General features: G+C 66.4%; 18 protein-coding genes and 1 tRNA gene. 7 read left to right on the forward strand and 12 right to left on the reverse strand.

All coding sequences use genetic code 11. From position 1 onward, the window contains the following. The first annotated feature begins 101 nt into the window (after nt 1-101). The 3 genes from AC5Y5O_RS27170 (at nt 102) to AC5Y5O_RS27180 (ending at nt 3301) form a co-directional block, all read left to right on the forward strand. Nucleotides 102-557, forward strand: a complete 456-nt coding sequence (locus tag AC5Y5O_RS27170; RefSeq protein WP_207768590.1) for a lipoprotein LpqV — start codon at nt 102-104, stop codon at nt 555-557. A gap of 121 nt (nt 558-678) precedes the next feature. Beyond that, the gene (locus AC5Y5O_RS27175) at nt 679-1704 is read left to right on the forward strand and encodes a patatin-like phospholipase family protein (RefSeq protein WP_500028156.1); all 1026 of its coding nucleotides are present in this window, start codon (nt 679-681) and stop codon (nt 1702-1704) included. Nucleotides 1705-1942: 238 nt separating this feature from the next. Beyond that, entirely contained in the window at nt 1943-3301 is a 1359-nt protein-coding gene (locus AC5Y5O_RS27180) for an aminotransferase class I/II-fold pyridoxal phosphate-dependent enzyme (RefSeq protein ID WP_500028158.1), read from the forward strand. Nucleotide 3302: 1 nt separating this feature from the next. On the opposite strand, the gene AC5Y5O_RS27185 is transcribed toward AC5Y5O_RS27180, so the two are convergent. The 11 genes from AC5Y5O_RS27185 to AC5Y5O_RS27235 all read right to left on the reverse strand — a co-directional run bounded on the left by AC5Y5O_RS27185 (nt 3303) and on the right by AC5Y5O_RS27235 (nt 14394). Beyond that, nucleotides 3303-4172 carry a patatin-like phospholipase family protein gene (locus tag AC5Y5O_RS27185; RefSeq protein ID WP_500028160.1) on the reverse strand — a complete coding sequence of 290 codons (870 nt, stop codon included), beginning with the start codon at nt 4170-4172 and terminating at the stop codon, nt 3303-3305. Nucleotide 4173: 1 nt separating this feature from the next. After that, nucleotides 4174-5064 (reverse strand): class II glutamine amidotransferase, encoded by an 891-nt coding sequence (locus AC5Y5O_RS27190; RefSeq protein WP_500028162.1) that lies wholly within the window; start codon nt 5062-5064, stop codon nt 4174-4176. Nucleotides 5065-5094: 30 nt separating this feature from the next. Continuing rightward, nucleotides 5095-5568, reverse strand: a complete 474-nt coding sequence (locus AC5Y5O_RS27195) for an SRPBCC family protein (protein WP_500028164.1) — start codon at nt 5566-5568, stop codon at nt 5095-5097. A gap of 46 nt (nt 5569-5614) precedes the next feature. Beyond that, a complete protein-coding gene (locus tag AC5Y5O_RS27200; RefSeq protein ID WP_096289810.1) occupies nt 5615-7249 on the reverse strand; it encodes a long-chain fatty acid--CoA ligase in 1635 nt (544 codons plus the stop codon). 133 nt (nt 7250-7382) lie between these two features. After that, nucleotides 7383-8537, reverse strand: a complete 1155-nt coding sequence (locus AC5Y5O_RS27205) for a YncE family protein (protein WP_500028166.1) — start codon at nt 8535-8537, stop codon at nt 7383-7385. 424 nt (nt 8538-8961) lie between these two features. Continuing rightward, a complete protein-coding gene (locus tag AC5Y5O_RS27210; protein WP_500028168.1) occupies nt 8962-9732 on the reverse strand; it encodes an alpha/beta fold hydrolase in 771 nt (256 codons plus the stop codon). Nucleotides 9733-10002: 270 nt separating this feature from the next. Beyond that, the gene (locus tag AC5Y5O_RS27215) at nt 10003-10773 is read right to left on the reverse strand and encodes a DUF427 domain-containing protein (protein ID WP_096289812.1); all 771 of its coding nucleotides are present in this window, start codon (nt 10771-10773) and stop codon (nt 10003-10005) included. A 7-nt stretch (nt 10774-10780) separates the two neighbouring features. After that, nucleotides 10781-11053, reverse strand: a complete 273-nt coding sequence (locus tag AC5Y5O_RS27220) for a DUF6295 family protein (protein ID WP_096289813.1) — start codon at nt 11051-11053, stop codon at nt 10781-10783. A gap of 12 nt (nt 11054-11065) precedes the next feature. After that, a complete protein-coding gene (locus tag AC5Y5O_RS27225; protein ID WP_096289814.1) occupies nt 11066-11833 on the reverse strand; it encodes a dienelactone hydrolase family protein in 768 nt (255 codons plus the stop codon). A 115-nt stretch (nt 11834-11948) separates the two neighbouring features. Then, nucleotides 11949-13535, reverse strand: coding sequence for an esterase-like activity of phytase family protein (locus tag AC5Y5O_RS27230; protein ID WP_096289815.1), 1587 nt, complete (start codon nt 13533-13535; stop codon nt 11949-11951). Nucleotides 13536-13599: 64 nt separating this feature from the next. After that, a complete protein-coding gene (locus tag AC5Y5O_RS27235; RefSeq protein WP_165796468.1) occupies nt 13600-14394 on the reverse strand; it encodes a hypothetical protein in 795 nt (264 codons plus the stop codon). Nucleotides 14395-14521: 127 nt separating this feature from the next. Between AC5Y5O_RS27235 and AC5Y5O_RS27240 the strand changes: the two genes are divergently transcribed. Continuing rightward, nucleotides 14522-15742 (forward strand): class I SAM-dependent methyltransferase, encoded by a 1221-nt coding sequence (locus AC5Y5O_RS27240; protein WP_500028172.1) that lies wholly within the window; start codon nt 14522-14524, stop codon nt 15740-15742. 131 nt (nt 15743-15873) lie between these two features. After that, nucleotides 15874-16203: a DUF732 domain-containing protein gene (locus AC5Y5O_RS27245; protein WP_096289817.1), complete on the forward strand. Its 330-nt coding sequence runs from the start codon at nt 15874-15876 to the stop codon at nt 16201-16203. Between the two features lie 97 nt (nt 16204-16300). Here the strand turns inward: AC5Y5O_RS27245 and AC5Y5O_RS27250 are convergent. Further along, nucleotides 16301-16374: transfer RNA gene (locus AC5Y5O_RS27250), tRNA-Leu, on the reverse strand. A gap of 358 nt (nt 16375-16732) precedes the next feature. On the opposite strand from AC5Y5O_RS27250, the gene AC5Y5O_RS27255 reads away from it, so the two are divergent. Beyond that, entirely contained in the window at nt 16733-17662 is a 930-nt protein-coding gene (locus AC5Y5O_RS27255; protein WP_096289818.1) for a PE family protein, read from the forward strand. A 55-nt stretch (nt 17663-17717) separates the two neighbouring features. Further along, on the forward strand, nt 17718-18896 hold the full coding sequence (locus AC5Y5O_RS27260; RefSeq protein WP_096289819.1) for a PPE family protein, SVP subgroup: 1179 nt from the start codon (nt 17718-17720) through the stop codon (nt 18894-18896). The last annotated feature ends 125 nt before the right edge of the window (nt 18897-19021 follow it).

Genomic DNA, 19021 nt, shown 5'->3' on the forward strand with positions numbered 1-19021 from the left:
ACAAGGGATCGGATTGGGCAAGGGCGGCGCGTTAAGGCCGACAACACTCGCAAAATCCGAAGCGCTCCATCACGGCCGCCAGTGTTGCATAGATTGGGGCGGTGTGGTCGTGCAGTCACCGCCCCCGGCGCTGGGGAACTCTCGTCGTGGCGACCGGTTTGATCGCCGCGCTTTCGGTCACCGGGTGCTCATCGGGCGGTACCCCCGCCGGCAGGGTCACGTCGTCGGCTCCGCCGTCGTCGGCCGGCCCACCGGGCAGGGCCTCAGCGCCACCGGGGGTAGTCGGCCTGTCCCCCGCCGGGGTGACAACCAAGGTCGATGTCCCCGCGGAGTCGACCGAAGAGGAGTACTACCAGGCCTGTCATGCCGCAAAAGTGTGGATGGACACGCGGCCCAAGACCGGGGAATCCCAGTTCGAGCCCTATTTGGCGATGCTGCAGACCGCCCCGGCAGCCACCGCGGGCAGCTGGAACACCAGGTGGGTGGACTTGACGCCGGCCCGGCAGGCCGCGGTGATCACCGCCGCGCGGGCGGCTGCCGACGACGAATGCGGCTAGCGGCCACCGACGGGGGCTCGAACTCCTGCGCAATTGCGATCTCCTGCGCAATTGCGATCACGGATGAAAAAAGTGCCGCCCCGACCCGGCGAGGGCCGGTTCCGGCACGCAAAATGTAGGGGTGTCTGGCGAAGCCGTTGCGCGTCGATCCTCACCTACCCGGGTCGCCGTGGCACTCGGCAGCGGTGGTGCCCGGGGGTATGCCCACATCGGGGTCATCGAGGCGCTGCAGGACCGCGGCTTCGAGATCGTGGGGATCACCGGCTCGTCGATGGGTGCGATGATCGGCGGTCTGCAGGCCGCCGGGCGGCTCGACGATTTCGCCGACTGGGCGAAGTCGCTGACGCAACGCACCATCTTGCGACTGCTCGACCCGTCGATCAGCGCGGCGGGAGTGATGCGGGCGGAGAAGATTTTGGAGGCGGTGCGCGACATCCTGGGCCCCGTCCGGATCGAGGAACTGCCGATCCCCTACACGGCGGTGGCGACCGACCTGCTGGCCGGCAAGTCGGTGTGGTTTCAGCGCGGTCCGCTCGACGAGGCGATCCGGGCATCCATCGCGATTCCGGGGGTGATCCCTCCGCACGAAGTCGGCGGCCGCCTGCTCGCCGACGGCGGCATCCTGGATCCGCTGCCGATGGCCCCGCTCGCGGTGGTCAATGCCGACCTGACGATCGCCGTGAGTGTCAGCGGCAGCGAGGCGATCGCGAAACGAGAACCCGAGCCCGGCGCCACCGTCGAGTTACTGAATCGCATGGTGCGCAGCACAACTGCGCTGCTGGACACCACGGCGGTGCGCTCGCTGCTCGACCGGCCCACCGCGCGAGCGGTGCTGAGCCGGTTCGGTGCGGACACCTGGACGGAGGACTCGGGCGAGGACGACGCCGCCGAAATCGTGGGAGCGCCCGGCGTTCCGAAGCTGGGCAGCTTCGAGGTGATGTACCGGGCCTTCGACATCGCCCAGTCCGCGCTCACCCGGCACATGCTGTCGGCCTACCCGCCCGATCTGTTGATCGAGGTGCCGCGTTCGACGTGCCGCAGCCTGGATTTCCACCGGGCCGACGAAGTGATCGACGTCGGGCGGCTACTGGCTGACCAGGCGCTGGATTCACTCGAACGCGCTTCCGAGGATCCCGTCGAGGACTGATCATCCCGAGAGCCGTTGGGGCGGTTGGGATCTCCCCTACCCCGGCGCGGGCCCGTAGCATCCTAGCGTCCCGCCGCCGCGACGCCGGGCTTTTGAACGACTCCTAGAGCTTTCAGGTCTGCGACCGGCACTGTTAAAAGTCAATTACAACGCGATTCACAGGTTATTCAACACGAGACCAGTAACCTGAGCGCGCGGGCAACCTGACCTATGTCAAGATCAAATCCCAAGGAGCACAGTGACTCTCACAGCCGGCTTGCCCGAGGCCGCAACGGTCGCCGAGGCAACAGACCCCGCGACGCTGGACGGCAGCATGCAGGACTTCCGTGAACCGCGCGGCGACGATCTCGTCGCACGCGTCGACGGCTTCTATCAATGGCAGAACTGCCGGCGCGAACACGGCCTCTGGCCGTTCGGCCGGGCCACCGAAGCCGGTCCCCGGCGCCACGCCACCGTGCACGACGACGGCGGCAGAACCATGTCGGGCGTGAACTTCGCTTCGCAGGACTACCTTTCGCTCTCCGGTCACCCCGAGATCAAGGCCGCGGCGTGGGCCGCGATCGACGACTACGGCGTTCACAGCGCCGGCTCCCCCGCCCTGGTAGGCAACACGTCGGCGTCGCTCGCCCTGGAGCGCAGGATCGCGGATTTCGTCGACGCCGAATACGTCAGCCTGTTCTCCACCGGCTGGGCCGCCGGTTACGGCGTGGTCAAGGGACTGGTGCGGTCCGACGATCACATCGTCATGGACCGGCTCGCCCACGCCTGCCTGCAGGAGGGTGCGGCCGCCGCGACGCGCAATGTGCATCTGTTCAAGCACAACGACACCGCCGACGCCCGCGCGAAGCTGGAAGCGATCCGGGCGCACGACCGAGACCACGGCATCATGATCGTCACCGAGGCACTCTTCTCGATGAACTCGGACACGCCTGACATCGCCGAATTGCAAGATCTGGCACGCCAATTCGGTGCGACGCTGATGGTCGATGTCGCACATGATCTGGGCTCCATCGGCCCCGACGGCCGCGGCCACATCGGCTTGCAAGGTATGATGGGCAAGGTCGACCTCGTGATGGGATCGTTCTCCAAAACCTTCGCCTCCAACGGTGGGTTCGTCGCGACCAAGCATCGCCGGGTGACCGAGTACCTGCGCTTCTATGCCTCACCGAATACCTTCTCCAACGCCCTGTCGCCGATCCAGGCGGCCATCGTGCTCAAGGCGTTCGACATCGTCGACAGCCCGGAAGGCGCGCAGCTGCGGCGCCAGTGCATGACCAATGTCCTGCAATTGCGGACGCGGCTGGCCGACGTGGGCTTCGAGGTCTACGGTGAGCCGTCGCCGATCGTCTGCGTCAAAATGGGAAGCGAGCGGATAGCCCGACTGGTCAGTCGGCAGTTGCACCGAAACGGGTTGGTAGCCAACCTCGTTGAATTCCCAGCGGTGGCCAAAGGCCAGGCGCGTTTCCGGATGCAGGTGATGGCCAACCACAGCGAAAGCGATATCGCCGGCGCGGTCGACAAGATCGCCGACGGTTACCGGATCGCCTGCCGCGAGCTGGAGGAACTCGACGCCGTCTCGATGCTCGAGGGCTTCTAGATCACACGCCCAAGAACCGGGCGACGGCTTGGGCTTCGCGGCGGCCCTGTTCCCGTCCGGCCACCGCCGAGCTGACGCGGCAGCGCGGGTCTAACACGTCGGGGCCGAACGCTTTCAGCGATGCGGCATCGGCGAATACTCCGAACGCGTTGCCGCCGAACGCCGCGATCTCGGCGGCCGGCCCGCCGCCGAAGGGCGATGGCGCATCGGCCGCGGCGGGCACCAGCACCACGGCCGTGTCGCAGTCGTGGGCTACGTCGAGGTTCACCGAGCGGGCCACCCCGCCGTCCATGTATCGCCGGCCGTCGACCGTCACCGGCGGCCACGCCCCCGGTACGGCGCAACTGGCCGCGACCGCATCGACGAGCTCCACCTGCGATTCGGCGTCGAAGACCGCCAATTCGCCGGTGGCGGTGTCGATCGCGGTGATGCGCAGCGCGCGGTTCGGCCAGTCGTGCGACGGCAGCCGGTGCGCAATCACCTGGCGGCGCACCGGCTCCGGGACGGTCTTGGTGCGCAAGGCCACGGCCCCGATCCGCTGCATCTGCTGACGCGTCCTGCCCAGCGAGTCGTCATACGGCTCACCCAGGGCGGCCAGGAAAAGCTCGGTGATGGTCTCGACGTCGACGCCGGAATCGATTTCGCTTGACGTCTCGGCGACTTGCCGTTCGTACAGTGTCTCCAGCGGGTCGCCGCTGCCGATCTGGGCGGCGACCGTCGAGCCCGCCGACGTTCCTACCAGCACATCCGAATCCAGCAGCAGCCGCGCCGCAGCCGGTGATTCGTCGGCAATGCCTTGCAAAATCCCTGTCTCCCAGGCGATTCCGGCTATTCCCCCGCCGGCCAATACCAGCGCGCGTCTGGTCGTCATGTCACAACTTCCTGGTGTTGGGCAGGGCGTGCTGCGCAACTTCGACCGGCACACTCAGATCCTCCCGGCGCAGCAGGTGCTTTGGCGGGTCGGGCAGGATCATCGTCCGGTGGATCTGCAGGGAGCCGTCGACGTGCACCAGCTCTCCGGGGTGCAGCAGACGCCAGCGCGGGTCGTTGTCCATCGGCTCGGTGGCCAGCACCACCGACGGCCGCCTGCACAGCAGGTCGGACCGCGCGTGAATTCGCATGGTACGCAAGTCAAACTCCGAGTCGGGGTTGGCGGCGAGCTCGTCGCGCCGGTCCAGCAGACAGAGCTGGTGAGTCGCCGGGTAGCGCATTGCCCACATGTCGGTGGCGGTGCACAGCAGCACGTTGACCGCATAAATCGGCACGTTGTCCGCAAGCCAGGTCATCGCCTCGGTGATGCCGGCGGCGACGTCGCCGCCCGCCGCGCGGATCGAGGCGGTCATCAAGGCGAACACCCGCTCCGAATCGGTTTGCCCCAGCACCAAGTCTTGCGCGCCGACCGCGCGCAGCCGCGCGTCGAGGATCTCCAGTCCCTCGAGCACGCCGTTGTGCGCGAAGATCCGGCCGTCCTGCAAAAACGGGTGGGTGTTGCGGACATCGAGTGATCCGGTGGTCGCGTAACGCACGTGGGCGATGAACGTCGTACCGGTCAAGCTGTGAGCTTCGGTGGCGAAGTCGCGGTCCTGCCACGCCGCTATCGGTTCCTTGTACAGCCGGGGTTCGCCGTCGGCTTCGAAGACACCCAGGCCGGTCCCGTCCGGATTCCGCCTGCTCTGCTCGGACAGACTGTCCGGCGCGTCGAGCAGCCAGAAGGTTGCGGTGCAAGCGTGCGTCCCGGCGTGCAGGCCAAAGAGTCGACACATGGCTCGACCGTACCGAATACGGTTGCGGCCTCAGCGCGTCAGCATCCCCGACAGGTCGCTCAGGGCTTGTCGCGCGTAGCCCTGCCACATCCTGCCGAACACCGGCAGCGCCAACGCGCTCAGCGCCGAGCGCGGATGAATATCCCAGCGCCAGGTGACTTCGGTACCGCCGGCGGTCGGGGTGAAGGTCCACTCGCCCAGCACATGGTCGACCAGCAGGGCCATCGGGCCGGTGACGTCGCCGAGCCGGTAAGCGAACGATCGCGGCGGGTCGACGCTGGTGAGCTCCTCGCGCGTGCTGCCCCCGCCGGCCATCACCACGGTGCGGGTCTGGCCCGCGGCATCCCACGCACCGGTCTGGTCGCGCACCTGTTTGATCGGCGGGAAGAGCCCGTGCCGGCGGCTGAAGATCTCCGTGAGTGGCACCGGCAGCGTGCGGTGAAAGGCTTGCCCGACCGAGATCGGTATGACCAGCGATTCGGAGAAGACGCGCGAATGTGCCATGAAATCAACCTCTTTCAGCTGTCGCTCGCGAGCACGGCGCCGCAGTTCAGTCGTGCGCCTCGGTGACCTCATATCCGCTGTCGGCGTGCCGGGCCCGGATGGCCTTCTTGTCGTACTTACCCACGCTGGTGCGCGGGATCTCCTCGGCGAACGCCCAGCGCTCGGGCAGCCACCAACGAACGACCTTGTCCGAGAGGAACGTTCGCAATTCGGCCGCGCTGACCGATGCGCCCGGGTTGCGGACGACGACGGCAAGCGGGCGTTCCTGCCAGCGTTCGTCGGGAACTCCGACGACGGCGGCCTCGTGCACGTCCGGGTGACCGATCAGGCAGTTCTCCAACTCGACCGAGGAGATCCACTCGCCGCCGGACTTGATCACATCCTTGGCGCGGTCGGTGAGGGTGACGAAGCCTTCCTCGTCGATGCGGCCGACGTCGCCGGTGCGCAACCACCCGGAGTCGAATTTGGACGCGTCGCGCCCGAGGTAGTAGGAGCCGGTGATCCACGGGCCACGGACCTCGACCTCGCCCACGGCCTGGCCGTCGTTGGGCAGCACCGTGCCGTCGTCGGAAACGATGCGCATCTCCACGCCGCAGATCGGTCGGCCCTGGGTCGCGCGGATGGCCCAGTGCCGCTCTTGCGGGGTGCCGACCGGCGGCCAGGCCAGCGTGGCCAGCGGCGAGGTTTCGGTCATGCCCCACAACTGCCGGATCTGGACGTTGTACTTGTCTTCGAAGGTGCGCATCATCGACAGCGGAACGGCCGAGCCGCCGCAGGCCACCAGCCGCAGCGACGAGATGTCGTGGTCGGGATACTTCTCGAGGTGATGCATCACGTCGTTCCAGATGGTCGGCACCGCCCCGGCCAGGGTGGGCCGCAGCTTCTCGATCATGTCGATCACCGACGGGGCGTGCAGATGACGATCGGGAAGCACCAAGTCGGCCCCGGCCATCAGGGCCGCGTACGGCAGCCCCCACGCGTTGGCGTGGAACATCGGCACGATGGGCAACACCCGGTCGCAGGCCCCCACCCCGATACCGTTGGTGCTACACGCGCCCATCGTGTGAAGAAAGCTCGAACGATGGCTATAGACAACACCTTTGGGGTTGCCGGTGGTGCCACTGGTGTAGCACATCGCGGCCGCCGACTTCTCGTCGATGTCCGGCCAGTCGAATTCGGTCGGCTCGCCCTCGATCAACTCGGCATACCGCAGCACCGTCTTGCCCGACTCCTGCAGCTCCGCGATGTCGCCGTCGCCGACCGCGATCACGGTGTGCACGGTCTCGAGCTCGGGCAGTATCGGCGCGAGCAGTTTGACCAGTGACATGTCCACCAGCACGACCCGGTCTTCGGCCTCGTTGGCGACGTAGGAAATCTGCTCGGGGAACAGCCGGATGTTGAGGGTGTGCAGCACGGCGCCCATCGACGGGGCCGCGAGGTAGGCGGTGAGGTGCTCGGCGTTGTTCCACATGAACGTCGCAACGCGCTGGTCTCCGGTCACGCCCAGGCCGCGCAACCCGTGTGCCAGTTGGGCGGCCTGGCGACCCAGTTCGCGGTACGTGGTGTGCCGGTAGCCCCCGTCACCCGTGGCCGTGGTGACCGTCCGGGACCCATGGACACCGCAGCCGTGCCGCATGATCGCGGTGATTGTCAGCGGAAAGTCCTGCATCGTGCTGTCCATCGAGCTACCGCCTTACCGTCTCGGCGCTGCACCGCCTCATGGTCGGTGGGGCGAATGGTATCGCCGCGCTACGCCATCGGAAACCACATTCCCCTGACAAAACGCGTTGCACCGCGGCGGCCCGGGCGCAAACTCAGGCGAGCACGGGTTCGTGCGGTATTTCGTGCGACAGGAGGTCGGGCACCAGCCAACCGGTCGTCGACAGCTCGCCCATCACCGCGGCACTCTCGATGGCCATCGGCGTGGCCGACGCGATGGGCGTAACGCTCACCGCGCCGGAGTAGCCGGCGATGTAGAGACGCTTGCCGTCCGGGCTTTCCACCGCAGCCGACGGCTGCATCCCCGCTCCGAGTGTGGCGATCACGTCGTGGGTCAGCGTGCACAGCACGGTCACGTTGTCGTCGCTGACCAGGTAGATGCGGTCTCCGTCGGCGGACAGCGTCATCCCGGTGAGAATGCCGCCGATCTCGCCGACCTTGCGGGTGTTGGTGATCTTGTTGGTCCGCGTGTCGACGACGTCGACGACGACGCCCACCTCGGGCGCACAACTCGCCACGTAGGCGAGCGATCCATTGGGGCTCAGCGCGACGTCGCGGACGGGCAGACCGATCTCGACGGTGCCGATCATCTGCAACCGGGTCCGGTCGCCGGTGCTGCGCGTCTCGCGCCAGCTGGTGCGGGCCTGCTCGGGCTGCGCTTTGGTGCCGATCACAACAAGCCGGCCGCCGGCGGGTCCGTTGACGCCCACGTACGCCCGTGATCCGTCGGCACTGACCCGCACGCATTCACTAGTGGCCGAGTCCGCGGCCGTGATCGAGCGGACCTTACCGGTCTCGGTGTCCAGGGCGGCCAGGTTGGCAACGCCGTTGGCGTTGCGGCAGGCGTACACCCAGCGTCCGGCGGCATCGACCGCCAGATCGATGACGCTGAGCGCCAGCGGATGCGTCGCAACCACCTCGTTGGTGGACACGTCGACGACTTGGATCGCGTCAAAGGCCGTCGACACCGTGCTGAGGTACGCCCGACCCGTTCCCGAGCCGCCCACGGCGACGGTGAACGGTTCGCCGACGCCGTCGATCATGTCGACGACGCGAAAAGTCTCGGTGTCGATGACCGAGACGCTGTCGGATGCATAGTGGGTCGCCACCAACCGGCTGCCGTCGCGGCTGATTGCGATGCCACTGATCGGGCCGTTGCCGACCGCAATCTCGATGGCCACCGAAGCCATCGGCGTCGCGTCCATCTCGACGATCTCGCGGGCGGCCTCCCGGCCGTTGATCTCACTCACGTTCGCACCGCCTTCGCTGTTGGTATCGGCCATCTGCCCGCCCGCCCGGCACCCGCCCGGCGACGCGCGTGGCCGCGAACTAAAACCACATACAGCCGCAGAAATTGCGGACTGTTCGAACAAATTTTACCGCCTGAATCGTGGCCGTTAAGCATGAATTCAGGACTGTTACCCACCTCACTTTGCAGCAACTTAAATTTGTCTGCAGTACAGTTGCGGAGCGGTAGTTGAGCAAACTTCTTCATAGCGTTTGAACTGGCTATATTTACATTTAGCTAACTAACTTGTCCGGGTTGCGAGCAGTAAAAAAGTAAGAATTTCTTATCTTTTCCAGGCGAATAGAGGGAAATATCACAATACCCAAATTCCGCTTTGGTGGCGAATCATTCAATCCCTTCGTTGAGGTGCGCCAGTGCGTCGGCAGTCACGTTTGCCGGACACCCGGTCGCTCGGATACCTCGACGCCTGCGGGGGTGATCACGCGGTCGATGAAATCGACGATGGTGTGTCCGTAAAGGTCGGGGTGGGTGAAGCGGAACATGTGGCCGGTGGCCGGAAGAATCACCTCGCGAGCGTCAGGGATACCGGCCAGCAATTGCTGGGCAGCCTGAGCGCCGACCAGCTTGTCGTCCTCCGGCGTGATCAGAAGGGTCGGGGCCCGCACCCGCGCCAGCCGGTCACGGATGTCGAAGTCGATGACGGAGGTAACCCGCGCGGTGTAGCTGCGCCGGGGGGTGTTATCGATGAACAGCTGTCGGTAGTCGTCCTGGGTGTGCGGAACTGGTGCGGTGGCATCAAACTTCGAAGCCAACTGAAACGCGTGGAATCGCAGGGTTCCCTGCCGGTAAAGAAAGCCCACGGCCAAGCGCGATGCGCGAGAGGCGATTCCTTTCCAACGAGGCAGCGGGTTGGCGGCAAAGCCGCCCGACAGCACAAGACCGACGAGGCCCGGGGGTTGGCGGGTGGCCAGCGTGAGTGAAATCACCGCACCGAAAGAATCCCCGACCAGAACGTATGACTCGAGTCCCCGCACCTGCTCGGCGACGAAGTCGGCGTAGGACTCGACGTCGGTCAGGCCCTCGGGAAGTCGCATCGTCATGATGTCGCGCCCCGCGAACGGGGCCAACTGTCGACCCTCCCACGGCGCTCCGGAGAAGCACGGGATCAGCACGAGCGTGAGTGCGCTGGTCGACATCGGCGCTTTCCTGTCTGGGCGTGCCAATACGGCTGTCGGACGCGGCGGCGAAGGCCGTCAGGTCCTTGCTAATACTTGCCGCCTATGCGGGGCGTCTGTAGGGCACAAATACCGCAGATCTGATGACCAACGTCGTCCGCGCATGACCCCATGCACATTGCGTCCCGGACGGGCAGCGCTGCTGCTGTGCCCCAACATCATTGACAACCGAGGATGGTCGGCTGCGATGTGGCCGCGAGCCGACACCCATCGGCGCGAGCCGAATGCGGGCTAGCTGAAGTGCGTGTTCGGCCGATCCAAGCTGACGCCGTCGACTGCGATGTCCAGCTTCTCGTTGTAGAACGCCACCAGCCCCGCGATCTGGCTGACCGCCGGCAGCGGGAAGTGATACGTCCAGGCGAGGTCGTCATGCACGGTGTCACCGACACGCACCGACCAGTAGCCCGACGTCACCCCCTTGTAAGGGCACTGCGTCTGGGTCGTGCTGGGTTCCAGATGTGCGAAGTCAACGTCGGTGGGATCGATGTAATACCTTGTCGGCAAACCGGTTTCGAAGAGTAGCACCGGCGATCGGGTGTCGGCCAGCACGACGCCGTCCAGCTCGACCCGGATGTGACGGTGGGAGCGCAGCGCGTCGACCCGCGAGTACGGATTGCGCGGGTGGACATAGATGGGTTCGTCTTCTTCGAACCAGCGCAACGCATCCCATTCGAAGCGCACCGTGCCGGCGACGGGGCTGTCGGCCTCGGCGTCGAACACCCGCGCCGCCGACGGATGCGTCTGGCCGGCCCCGACCACCGAGTGCAGCCGCGACGGTCCGAACTGGACCTTCTGCGCATGGTTCTCGTCGCGCAGGAATTCGGCGCGCACATCGGCCAGCGGCACGTAATAGGCCGGGTAGTAAGGGATTTCCCACACGTAGCGGGCAGCGGTCGTGTCGAACACCAGCTCGTCGCCCAGGAAACCCCGGATCCGTCGCGGCACCGGCTCGATGCGTCCCCGGGCGGCGGCCGTCTGCGGGTAGTCAGGCTCTGTCGTCATGGGTCACCTACTGGTCCTTGGATGCGAGGCCGACCGGGGCATTCGTTATCGCTTTGCGGATGGCGTCGGCCAGCGCCAGCGCACTTTCCTCGGTGAGTTCCAGCGCGACCCGCGCCGACGGACCGAGCTGTGGGTTGATCACGTCGATGTTGACCGTGTGTCCGAACGGGGCGTGGACGGGATGGTCGACGTAGACCGTCGCGCGGTCCGCGCCGAACCATCCCTGCGCGCCCTTGCCACTGCCGTCGATCTCGACGTGTTCGGTCAGATATGTGCACATAGCCTGGCGGACCTAACCTTTCAGATGCGTGGCGAAGAACTCGTCGATGCGGCGCCAGCCGTCGACGGCCGCCTCGGGCCGGTACGCCGGGCGGTCGACGGAGAAGAACGAGTGGCCCGCACCTTCGTACGAGTGGAACTCGTGTGCCTTGTCCAGCTTGGTCAGCTCGGCGTCCAGCGTGGCCACCGCGGCCGGGGCCGGGAACTTGTCGTCGATTCCGAACAGGCCCAGCAGCGGGCAGCCCAGGTTCGGCGCCAGATGCAGGATCGGTTGCATGGCCTTGGGCATGCCCTCGGGCAGATCCTCGACGACGAAGGCGCCGTAGCAGTCGACGGCCGCGTCCAGCTGCAGCGAGCAGGCCGCCAGGTATGCGTGCCGCCCGCCCGAGCAGTGCCCGATCACCCCGAACTTCCCGTTCGCGCCGGGCAGCGACCGCAGGTGCTCGATCGCGCCCGCCACATCCCCGATCAGCCGCTCGTCGGGCACGCCGCCGGCCGCGCGTGCCGCCGCGGCCGCGTCGTCGGGAGCGGCGCCCGGCGCCTCGCGGGAGTACAGATTCGGCGCCACGGTGTGGTAGCCGGCGACGGCCAGCCGGCGAACGAACTCCTTGGTTTCCCGGTCGTATCCGGGCATGTGATGGATCCAGACGACACCGCCGCGCGATCCTTCGGCGAGCGGCTCGGAAACCGGAGAAGCGCGATAGGCCTCGATCTGATCGCCACCGTGGCCGGTGATGGTGATCGTCTCCGCGCGAATGGCATCCGGGCTGACCGAGTTCATCGAGATGCTCCTTGCAGGGGCCGCCATCGAGTGCGGAGCGCGGGCGGCTCGTCCGGGTCCTGGTGGGGGTGCGCCCGCCGGGAACCAACGTATCCGAACTTCGGCGAGGGGGGGCTCAGCCCACCTTGATGGGCACCGTCTCCGCCTCCATCGTGGGCGGCAGCTTCCTCATGTCGACGGTCAGAATCTCGCCGCTGTCCTGCGCGCCGTTGGGCTGGATCTTAGGCTTGAGCGCAAACGGTGGGTTGGTGGAAATCACGCCGTCCAACCCGAAGTCACTGTCGTTGGCAATCATCAACGTCTTTCCGCCATCGGGGGTGATGATGCCTTCGATCTTGGCGTGCCCGAAGAAGTTTCCGGCGGCCGACAACGAGCGCAGCAGATCGGTGAGATCGAGCTTGAGCTTCTTGCCGGCCACCGAGATTCCGGCGGCGGCGAGTTTGTCGGTGGCCGCCTCGACCCCGCCGATCCCGACAAAGGTTTCGATCGGAACGTTGTTGATCAGCAGCCCGCCACGGTCGGCCTGATAGGCCGCACCGGGCACCGTCTCCCGGGGCCCGACATCGGTGGCTCCGGAGATGTCGGCCAGATAGATCTTCTTGTTGCCGTTGGGCTGTGGCTCGCCGTCGAGCTCGTCGACGAGGAACGTGGTGTTGCTGACCGCGGTGATTTCGGAGACCGCGACCTTGGTCTGCTGTGGGTTGGCCAGCGGGTAGAGATACTCGTGCACGTCGCTGTGGTTGGAGAGTCTGACCGTCACGATGCGCGTCATCGGGACCGACGCCGCCGGTCCGACCAGTCCCGGGGTCTGCAGGCCCGACTGCATGATGCCGACCAGCGTCGTGCCGTCGGGGGTCAGCGTCAGGCCCTCCAGGCCCTGGTTCGGGCTGCGCAGCGACAGCTCCTTGGGCAGCGTTCCGTCGATCGGCGAAAGACGTTCCAGCTCTTTGCCATTGGCGTCGAAATGGACGATGAACGGGCCGTATTCGTCGGAAACCCAGAAGGTGCCGTCGGACAACGCGACCAAACCTTCGCCGTCCAGACCGTGATCCGAGGGCGGCAACGGCGCGCCATTGAGGTCGACCACCGACTCGCCGGCGGCGGTGGCCTGCGGGTAGGGCAGCCCGACCAGGGGCGCCCCGTCCTTGCCCGACAGCGTGATGATCTTCTCGACCGAGGCCACCCCGTCGGCGAGCTTGAGCTTGGCGATCTGCGGGTGGAAATCGGGTATGGGAAAGACGATTTCGTTCGGCGTACGCCCGGGAACATTGGGGCCGCGGTCGGTCAGGCCGTAGATCTCGTTGGAGCTACCCGGCACCGGGGCGATTGCCGAACCATGCGCATTGGCCTGGACGGCGACGCCGCCGATGGTGGCCAGTGGCGGCAGATTCTCGGCATAGAGCTTGACGCTGGGCGTGGAGGTGAGGTGGAGCTGGTCGGTGCCGGTGAACCCGGCGTCCGGGGTGTAGATCATCGCGCCGTTGGGGCCGTAGGAGATGGTGCCGTGTTCGGGCTTGGCGTACGCGACCGGCGTATCCCCCTCCGTCGCGGCCAGCATCTGCTCCGGGGTGATGGTCAGCGCCTTGCCGGCGGGCGTGCTCAAGTCCGGCTTTGCGCCCGACCCGGAATGGCCTGACGAGCAGGCCGCCGCCGTGAGGAGCACGGTGACGGCAGCGACGGGCCAGATCCTCTTGGATGCCATGCAGTCGACCTAACAAGTGGAAGTTGTCTCGCTGATGAATGCCACGCGAGCAGACGTCGCGCGCCTACCCCTTCTTATCGCGCACCTTGTAGGACGACGGCCACGACTTGCGCGACTCGTCGCCGGTCAGCGGAGTTCCCATCCCCCCGACCTTCACGTTGTACGCCTCCTTGCCCGGGCCTACCTCGCGATTCGCGTGTTCCTGGGCAAGGTAATACAGCTCATCGATCGTCGCTTCGTCGTACGCGACGAACGACGTTTCCCGCGCGAGGTCGTCGACCCCGACCAGCATCCGCTCCGGGACGTACCGTGACGCGAGCGCCGCCGCCCCCAGCAACGAATACGGGATCACCCAGTAGCAGATGAACAGCAGCGGGGTCTGGGTATCGAGGATCGTGGCCGCTTGCCCGCCGAATTGCTCCAGCACCGGCGGAATCGCGGATGACACCGTCATACCGGCGAACGCGGCGATCCAGATCCAGGACAAGACGTCGGTGATGCGGCCGAACAGCTCGGTCTTGACCACGTCAGGGGGCTGCTCGGCGGCGGCGAACTCGCGCACGAACGACCTGCCGACCAGCTGCCCGATCAGGGCCACCAGGAAGATCCCGGCGCTACTGAGCGGCTGTATCCATCGATGCATGAACGTCTCGCTGAGCGTGAACGTGAGAACCGCCAGCACGGCGAACGTGGCCACCGCGCCGATCTCCAGGATGCCGCTCGACTTCCCCAGGGCGCGCCCGATCGCAAATGCGGCGGCCGCGATTACGAAGGCGACCACCACCGCGGTCTTGAACGGGACGTTGCCGACCAACACCCAGTAGATAAGCCACGGCGCAAATCCGAAGAGCATGCCCACGGTGGGCCAGTGTAGGAGTTGGCTCCTCCTACACCGGCGAGCACCGCCGCATCGGTGCCGCGGGCATCCTGCGGCGACCGGGCAAACCCACTACATTGCGTCTGTAGTGAACGACGATGCGTCTGTAGTGAACGACGATCCGCGCAACGACGTGGTCTCCCGGCAATACGATCGGTGGCAGTACCCGCCCCCCATTGACGACCTCGAGGCCTACTCGAAGAACAACTGGGAGTGGTTCGACCCGCTGCGGGCGCACCGGGTGTTGTGGCCGGACCGCGACTATCGACCCGACCTCGACATTCTGATCGCGGGGTGCGGAGCTAACCAGGCGTCGGTTTTCGCCTTCACCAACCGTGCCGCCAAGGTCGTGGCGATCGACGTCAGCCAATCGGCGCTGGACCATCAGCGGTACCTCAAGGACAAGCACGGCCTGGACAACCTGGAATTGCGCCTGCTGCCGATCGAAGAGGTGTCGGCGCTGGGCCGCGACTTCGACCTGATCGTGTCCACCGGCGTTCTGCATCACCTGGCCGATCCGCTGACCGGAATGGCGGCGCTGGCGGGTTGCCTGCGACGCGACGGCGCGATGGGGATCATGCTCTACGCCAAATACGGACGGATCGGGGTCGAACTGCTCGAGTCGGTCTTCCGCGACATGGGCCTTTCCCAGGACGACGCGTCGGTTCAGGCGGTCAAGGACGTCATCGCGACGCTGCCCGCGGACCATCCCGTCCGGAGTTACCTGGCGGTGGCGCGCGATCTGCAAACCGACGGTGCGCTCGTCGATACGTTCCTGCACGGTCGCCAGCGCAGCTACACCGTCGACGAGTGTCGTGAACTGGTCGCCGCGGCCGGGCTCACCTTCCAGGGGTGGTTCCACAAGTCGCCGTATTATCCACACGAAATGTTCACTCCGGCAATCAAATTCGTGGATCGCCTGGCGAAATTGCCCGAGACCGAACTGTGGTCGGTGATGGAGCGGCTGCAGACCGCGAACGCGACACATTTCTTCATGGCCTGCCGCCCGGACCGTCCCGAAGAGCAGTACACGATCGATTTCACGGCGGACGCGGCTCTGGACTACATACCGATGTCGCGTACCGCGTGCGTGCTGGCGGAAGCCGATCTGCTGGGACCCGGCTATCGGCTGCGCCTCGGCCCGGCTCACCTGCCCTTCGCGCAACTCGTCGACGGCCGCCGCAGCATCCGGGCGATCGCCGCCGGGGTTGCGCAGCGCGGTGGCGCCAGCCTCGGCGAGGCGGAGCACTTCGCGCGCAAGCTTTTTCAGGAGCTCTGGCGGCTGGACTTCCTGTCGATGGCCATCGATGCGGGTGAGCGCGACGCGTAATAAGTTGTGCGCGGCGGTATCTCGCGCCTAGGGCGGGCGCGCACAGCCGCGAAATCCGTTGTCGAGACATAATGTCAAGACGAAGTTAGGATTCTGGTCCTGCATGGTTCACGTCAAGGGGGTCGACATAAATGAAGAACACGACATGGTTGGCGGGCCCGATCGCCGCCGTCGCGACCGGCCTTCTCGCCATCGCCGCTGCCCCGATCGCCGGTGCCGACGGGGCGGATGACACCTTCCTGCGCACGCTGCAGCAGCGTGGCCTCTCCTGGCCCGGTGGTCAGGACCAGATGATGATCAACGCCGGTCACGCGGTGTGTCAGGACTTCGACGCCGGGGACACGATGGCCCAGACCGTCGACGACGTGAAGAAGGCGCTGGGAGTGAGCAACATGGGCGCCGGCAGCATTGTCGGCGCGGCGGTTGCGGCCTACTGCCCGCAGAACCGCAGCAAAATGTAGAGCTGACCTCGGGATCGAGCACGCGGAGTTTGCCGGCCGTCGCTCACCGATGTCATTCGCAATGGGTGGTTGCTCGTGATGGGCACCCCTTTTGACGTGCCCCCAGTCGGACTCGAACCGACACTGGGCGGATTTTAAGTCCGCTGCCTCTGCCAATTGGGCTATGGGGGCCCCGGCGGCGAATCTAGCGCGCGCGGCGCGATTGCGGGACACCGCGTCCCCCCGAATGTGGCCGAATTCAGGGCGTGCGCGTGAGTCGCGGTTCGCGTAAGATCCCCGCGCCGCGCGACTCCCAGCTACTCAGCGCTGAGTAACAGATGACACCGCCATGTCGGCCGACAGGACCCTGTTAAAACTGCGGGCACCAGCGTTAAGACGCCGTAAACGCCCGTCACCCGCGCCCTTTCGATCGGGAAGTTGGTGACTGGGGGAAATAGCCTTACGCCAGTACACAGGGGCTTGTACACCACCACTCAGGGTTGACCCAGTTATTTGGGTCGACATGGTTCGAACATTAGAGGAGCAATGGATGTCATTCCTGACAACAGTGACTGAAGAGTTGCTTGCCGCGCAGGGGCAGCTGGAAGCGATCAATGCCAATCTGGCGGCGCAGAATGCCGGCGCCGCGGCGGCGACCACGGTTGTCGCTCCGGCCGGCGCCGACGCGGTGTCGCTGCAGCAGGCGGCGCTTTTCTCAGCGTTCGGCACCACCTACCAGACGACCGCCGGGGAAGCTCAGACCCAGCTGGAAACGTATACGACCAACCTGGGAACCAGCTCCAACAGCTACAGCGACACCGAGGCGAACAACGCGGCGTCGGCCCTGCTTCAGTCGGCCGACCCCTCGCAGATGAGCCTCCTGTCGGATCCGGTGTCGCAGGTTCAGGCTCAGGGCCCCGGCAGCACCGGCCTGGACTGGCTGCAGTACCTCCTCGGTGGCACCGGTAACTTCACCAACTCGTCGATGCTCGGCGGCATGTTCGGTCTGTCCAGCAACGGGGCCAACATCCTCAACATCGGTGCGGGCAACTGGGCTTCGGCCGCATCGAACCTCGTCGGTATGGCCGGTGGTGGTCTGCTTCCCGCCGGTAGCGACACGATCGGTGATGCCGCCGCGGCAGCGGGCGCCGCGGACCTGGCCGCCTCGACTTCCCCGATGCCGGCGGGCATGGGTGGTGCCGTGACGCCGGTGGTCGCCGGCATCGGCCAGGGCACCCTGGTCGGCAACCTGGCGGTGCCGCCGAGTTGGGTTGGCGGTCAAGTCACTCCGGTGGTCGGTACCACCGCCACTCCGCTGCACACCGTGGGCTGGACCGGAGCGGCACCGCAGGCCAGCGCCGGCGCGCCGATGGCCGGCATGCCCGGCATGGTCACGGGCGCTGGACGCGCCTCCAGCGGCTTCGGTGCGCCGCGCTATGGCGTCAAGCCGATCGTCATGCCGAAACTGACAGCCGTCTAACAACTTTCACGGTTAACCACCAAGCGAATTCTTCGAACAGGAGCGGATACACAAAATGGTTATGGACTTTGCAGCACTACCCCCGGAGATCACCTCGACGCTGGTGTGGAGCGGACCGGGCTCCGCACCGCTGATGGCCGCCGCCACCGCGTACGCCAACCTGGCCGCCGAGGTGAGCACCACGGCGACCTCGTGGGAGTCGATCATCTCGTTGCTGACCACCGAGGCGTGGACGGGTGGTGGGTCGGCCGCGGCCGCGACCGCGGCACAGCCGATCGTGACCTACCTGACCGACACGGCGACCGCACTCGAGCAGGCGAGCTCGGCTGCCGCATCGTCGGCGGCCGCCTTCGAGGCCGCTCACGCGGGGGTGGTCAACCCGGCGCTGGTCTTCACCAACCGCGCGGAGTTCACCGCCGCACTCGCCGGGCTCCCCTTCACCCTTCCGCAGGTGACGGAATTGGAGATGGAGTACTCGGAGATGTGGGTCCAAGACGCCACCGCGATGAGCGCATACCAGGCCGCCAGCGATGCGGCGGCCGGGATGCTGCAGCCGGTGACGCCGCTGGCCTCGACCACCGACCCGGCCGCCGGAGCGGCCGCGAATGCTGCCAATGACGCGGCGGTGACGGCGAACGACGTGCAGCCCCTGGCCGCGCAGGCGTTCGATTTGAGCTCGTTGAGCGACGCGCTGCAAATCCCCTTCACGAGCAACAACCTGCTGCAATCGATCGACGGCTTCCTCGGTACGCCGTCGGTGCTGAACGCCATCAACGGTGCGGTCAACACCGCGGCCTGGTTCAGCATGATCACCATCCCGACCGCGGTATCGCTGGGCCACGTCTTGGCCGGTGCCGCGGTGCCGGCGGCCGCGGTCAGCGACGTGGTGCCGGCCGGTGCCGGCGGCATCATCGAGGGCTCCGTGGTCAGCTCGGTGACACCGGCGAGCGGCTTGGGCAGCGCGGCGACGGCGAGCCTGGGCGGGGCGCAGACGGTGAGCCGTCTGTCGGTGCCGGCCAGTTGGGCGGCCAACGCTGCCCCGCAGACGGAGTTGGCGGCAGCGACCGCGCCGATCGAGGGTTCGGGCTGGACCGCGGCCACCGAAGAAGCCTCGGTCATGGGTGCGCCCGGCATGCCCGGCATGGTGGCCGGAGCCAAGGGCGCCGGCGCCTTCGGCTCGGGTCCGCGGTACGGCTTCAAGCCGATCGTCATGCCCAAGCAGGTTGTGGTGTGATCGCCGAAATCAAGGGTCACATGTAACTCGCTCGAGGCCGGCAGTTAACCGCTGCGCCGTAATCTATCCGCTGCGCGGCTACCACCGCGCCAAGACTTCCACCTATCGAAGGCATCACCCGAAAA

The organism is Mycobacterium sp. NGS40, from assembly GCF_059812735.1.

What these genes read in the sequence shown, in the direction of transcription:
- AC5Y5O_RS27190 (WP_500028162.1), bottom strand. Translation starts at nt 5,064, where the DNA reads ATGTGTCGACTCTTTGGCCTGCACGCCGGGACGCACGCTTGCACCGCA.
- AC5Y5O_RS27200 (WP_096289810.1), bottom strand. Translation starts at nt 7,249, where the DNA reads ATGGACAGCACGATGCAGGACTTTCCGCTGACAATCACCGCGATCATG.
- AC5Y5O_RS27185 (WP_500028160.1), bottom strand. Translation starts at nt 4,172, where the DNA reads ATGACGACCAGACGCGCGCTGGTATTGGCCGGCGGGGGAATAGCCGGA.
- AC5Y5O_RS27255 (WP_096289818.1), top strand. Translation starts at nt 16,733, where the DNA reads ATGTCATTCCTGACAACAGTGACTGAAGAGTTGCTTGCCGCGCAGGGG.
- AC5Y5O_RS27210 (WP_500028168.1), bottom strand. Translation starts at nt 9,732, where the DNA reads ATGTCGACCAGCGCACTCACGCTCGTGCTGATCCCGTGCTTCTCCGGA.
- AC5Y5O_RS27225 (WP_096289814.1), bottom strand. Translation starts at nt 11,833, where the DNA reads ATGAACTCGGTCAGCCCGGATGCCATTCGCGCGGAGACGATCACCATC.
- AC5Y5O_RS27195 (WP_500028164.1), bottom strand. Translation starts at nt 5,568, where the DNA reads ATGGCACATTCGCGCGTCTTCTCCGAATCGCTGGTCATACCGATCTCG.
- AC5Y5O_RS27220 (WP_096289813.1), bottom strand. Translation starts at nt 11,053, where the DNA reads ATGTGCACATATCTGACCGAACACGTCGAGATCGACGGCAGTGGCAAG.
- AC5Y5O_RS27245 (WP_096289817.1), top strand. Translation starts at nt 15,874, where the DNA reads ATGAAGAACACGACATGGTTGGCGGGCCCGATCGCCGCCGTCGCGACC.
- AC5Y5O_RS27230 (WP_096289815.1), bottom strand. Translation starts at nt 13,535, where the DNA reads ATGGCATCCAAGAGGATCTGGCCCGTCGCTGCCGTCACCGTGCTCCTC.
- AC5Y5O_RS27215 (WP_096289812.1), bottom strand. Translation starts at nt 10,773, where the DNA reads ATGACGACAGAGCCTGACTACCCGCAGACGGCCGCCGCCCGGGGACGC.
- AC5Y5O_RS27260 (WP_096289819.1), top strand. Translation starts at nt 17,718, where the DNA reads ATGGTTATGGACTTTGCAGCACTACCCCCGGAGATCACCTCGACGCTG.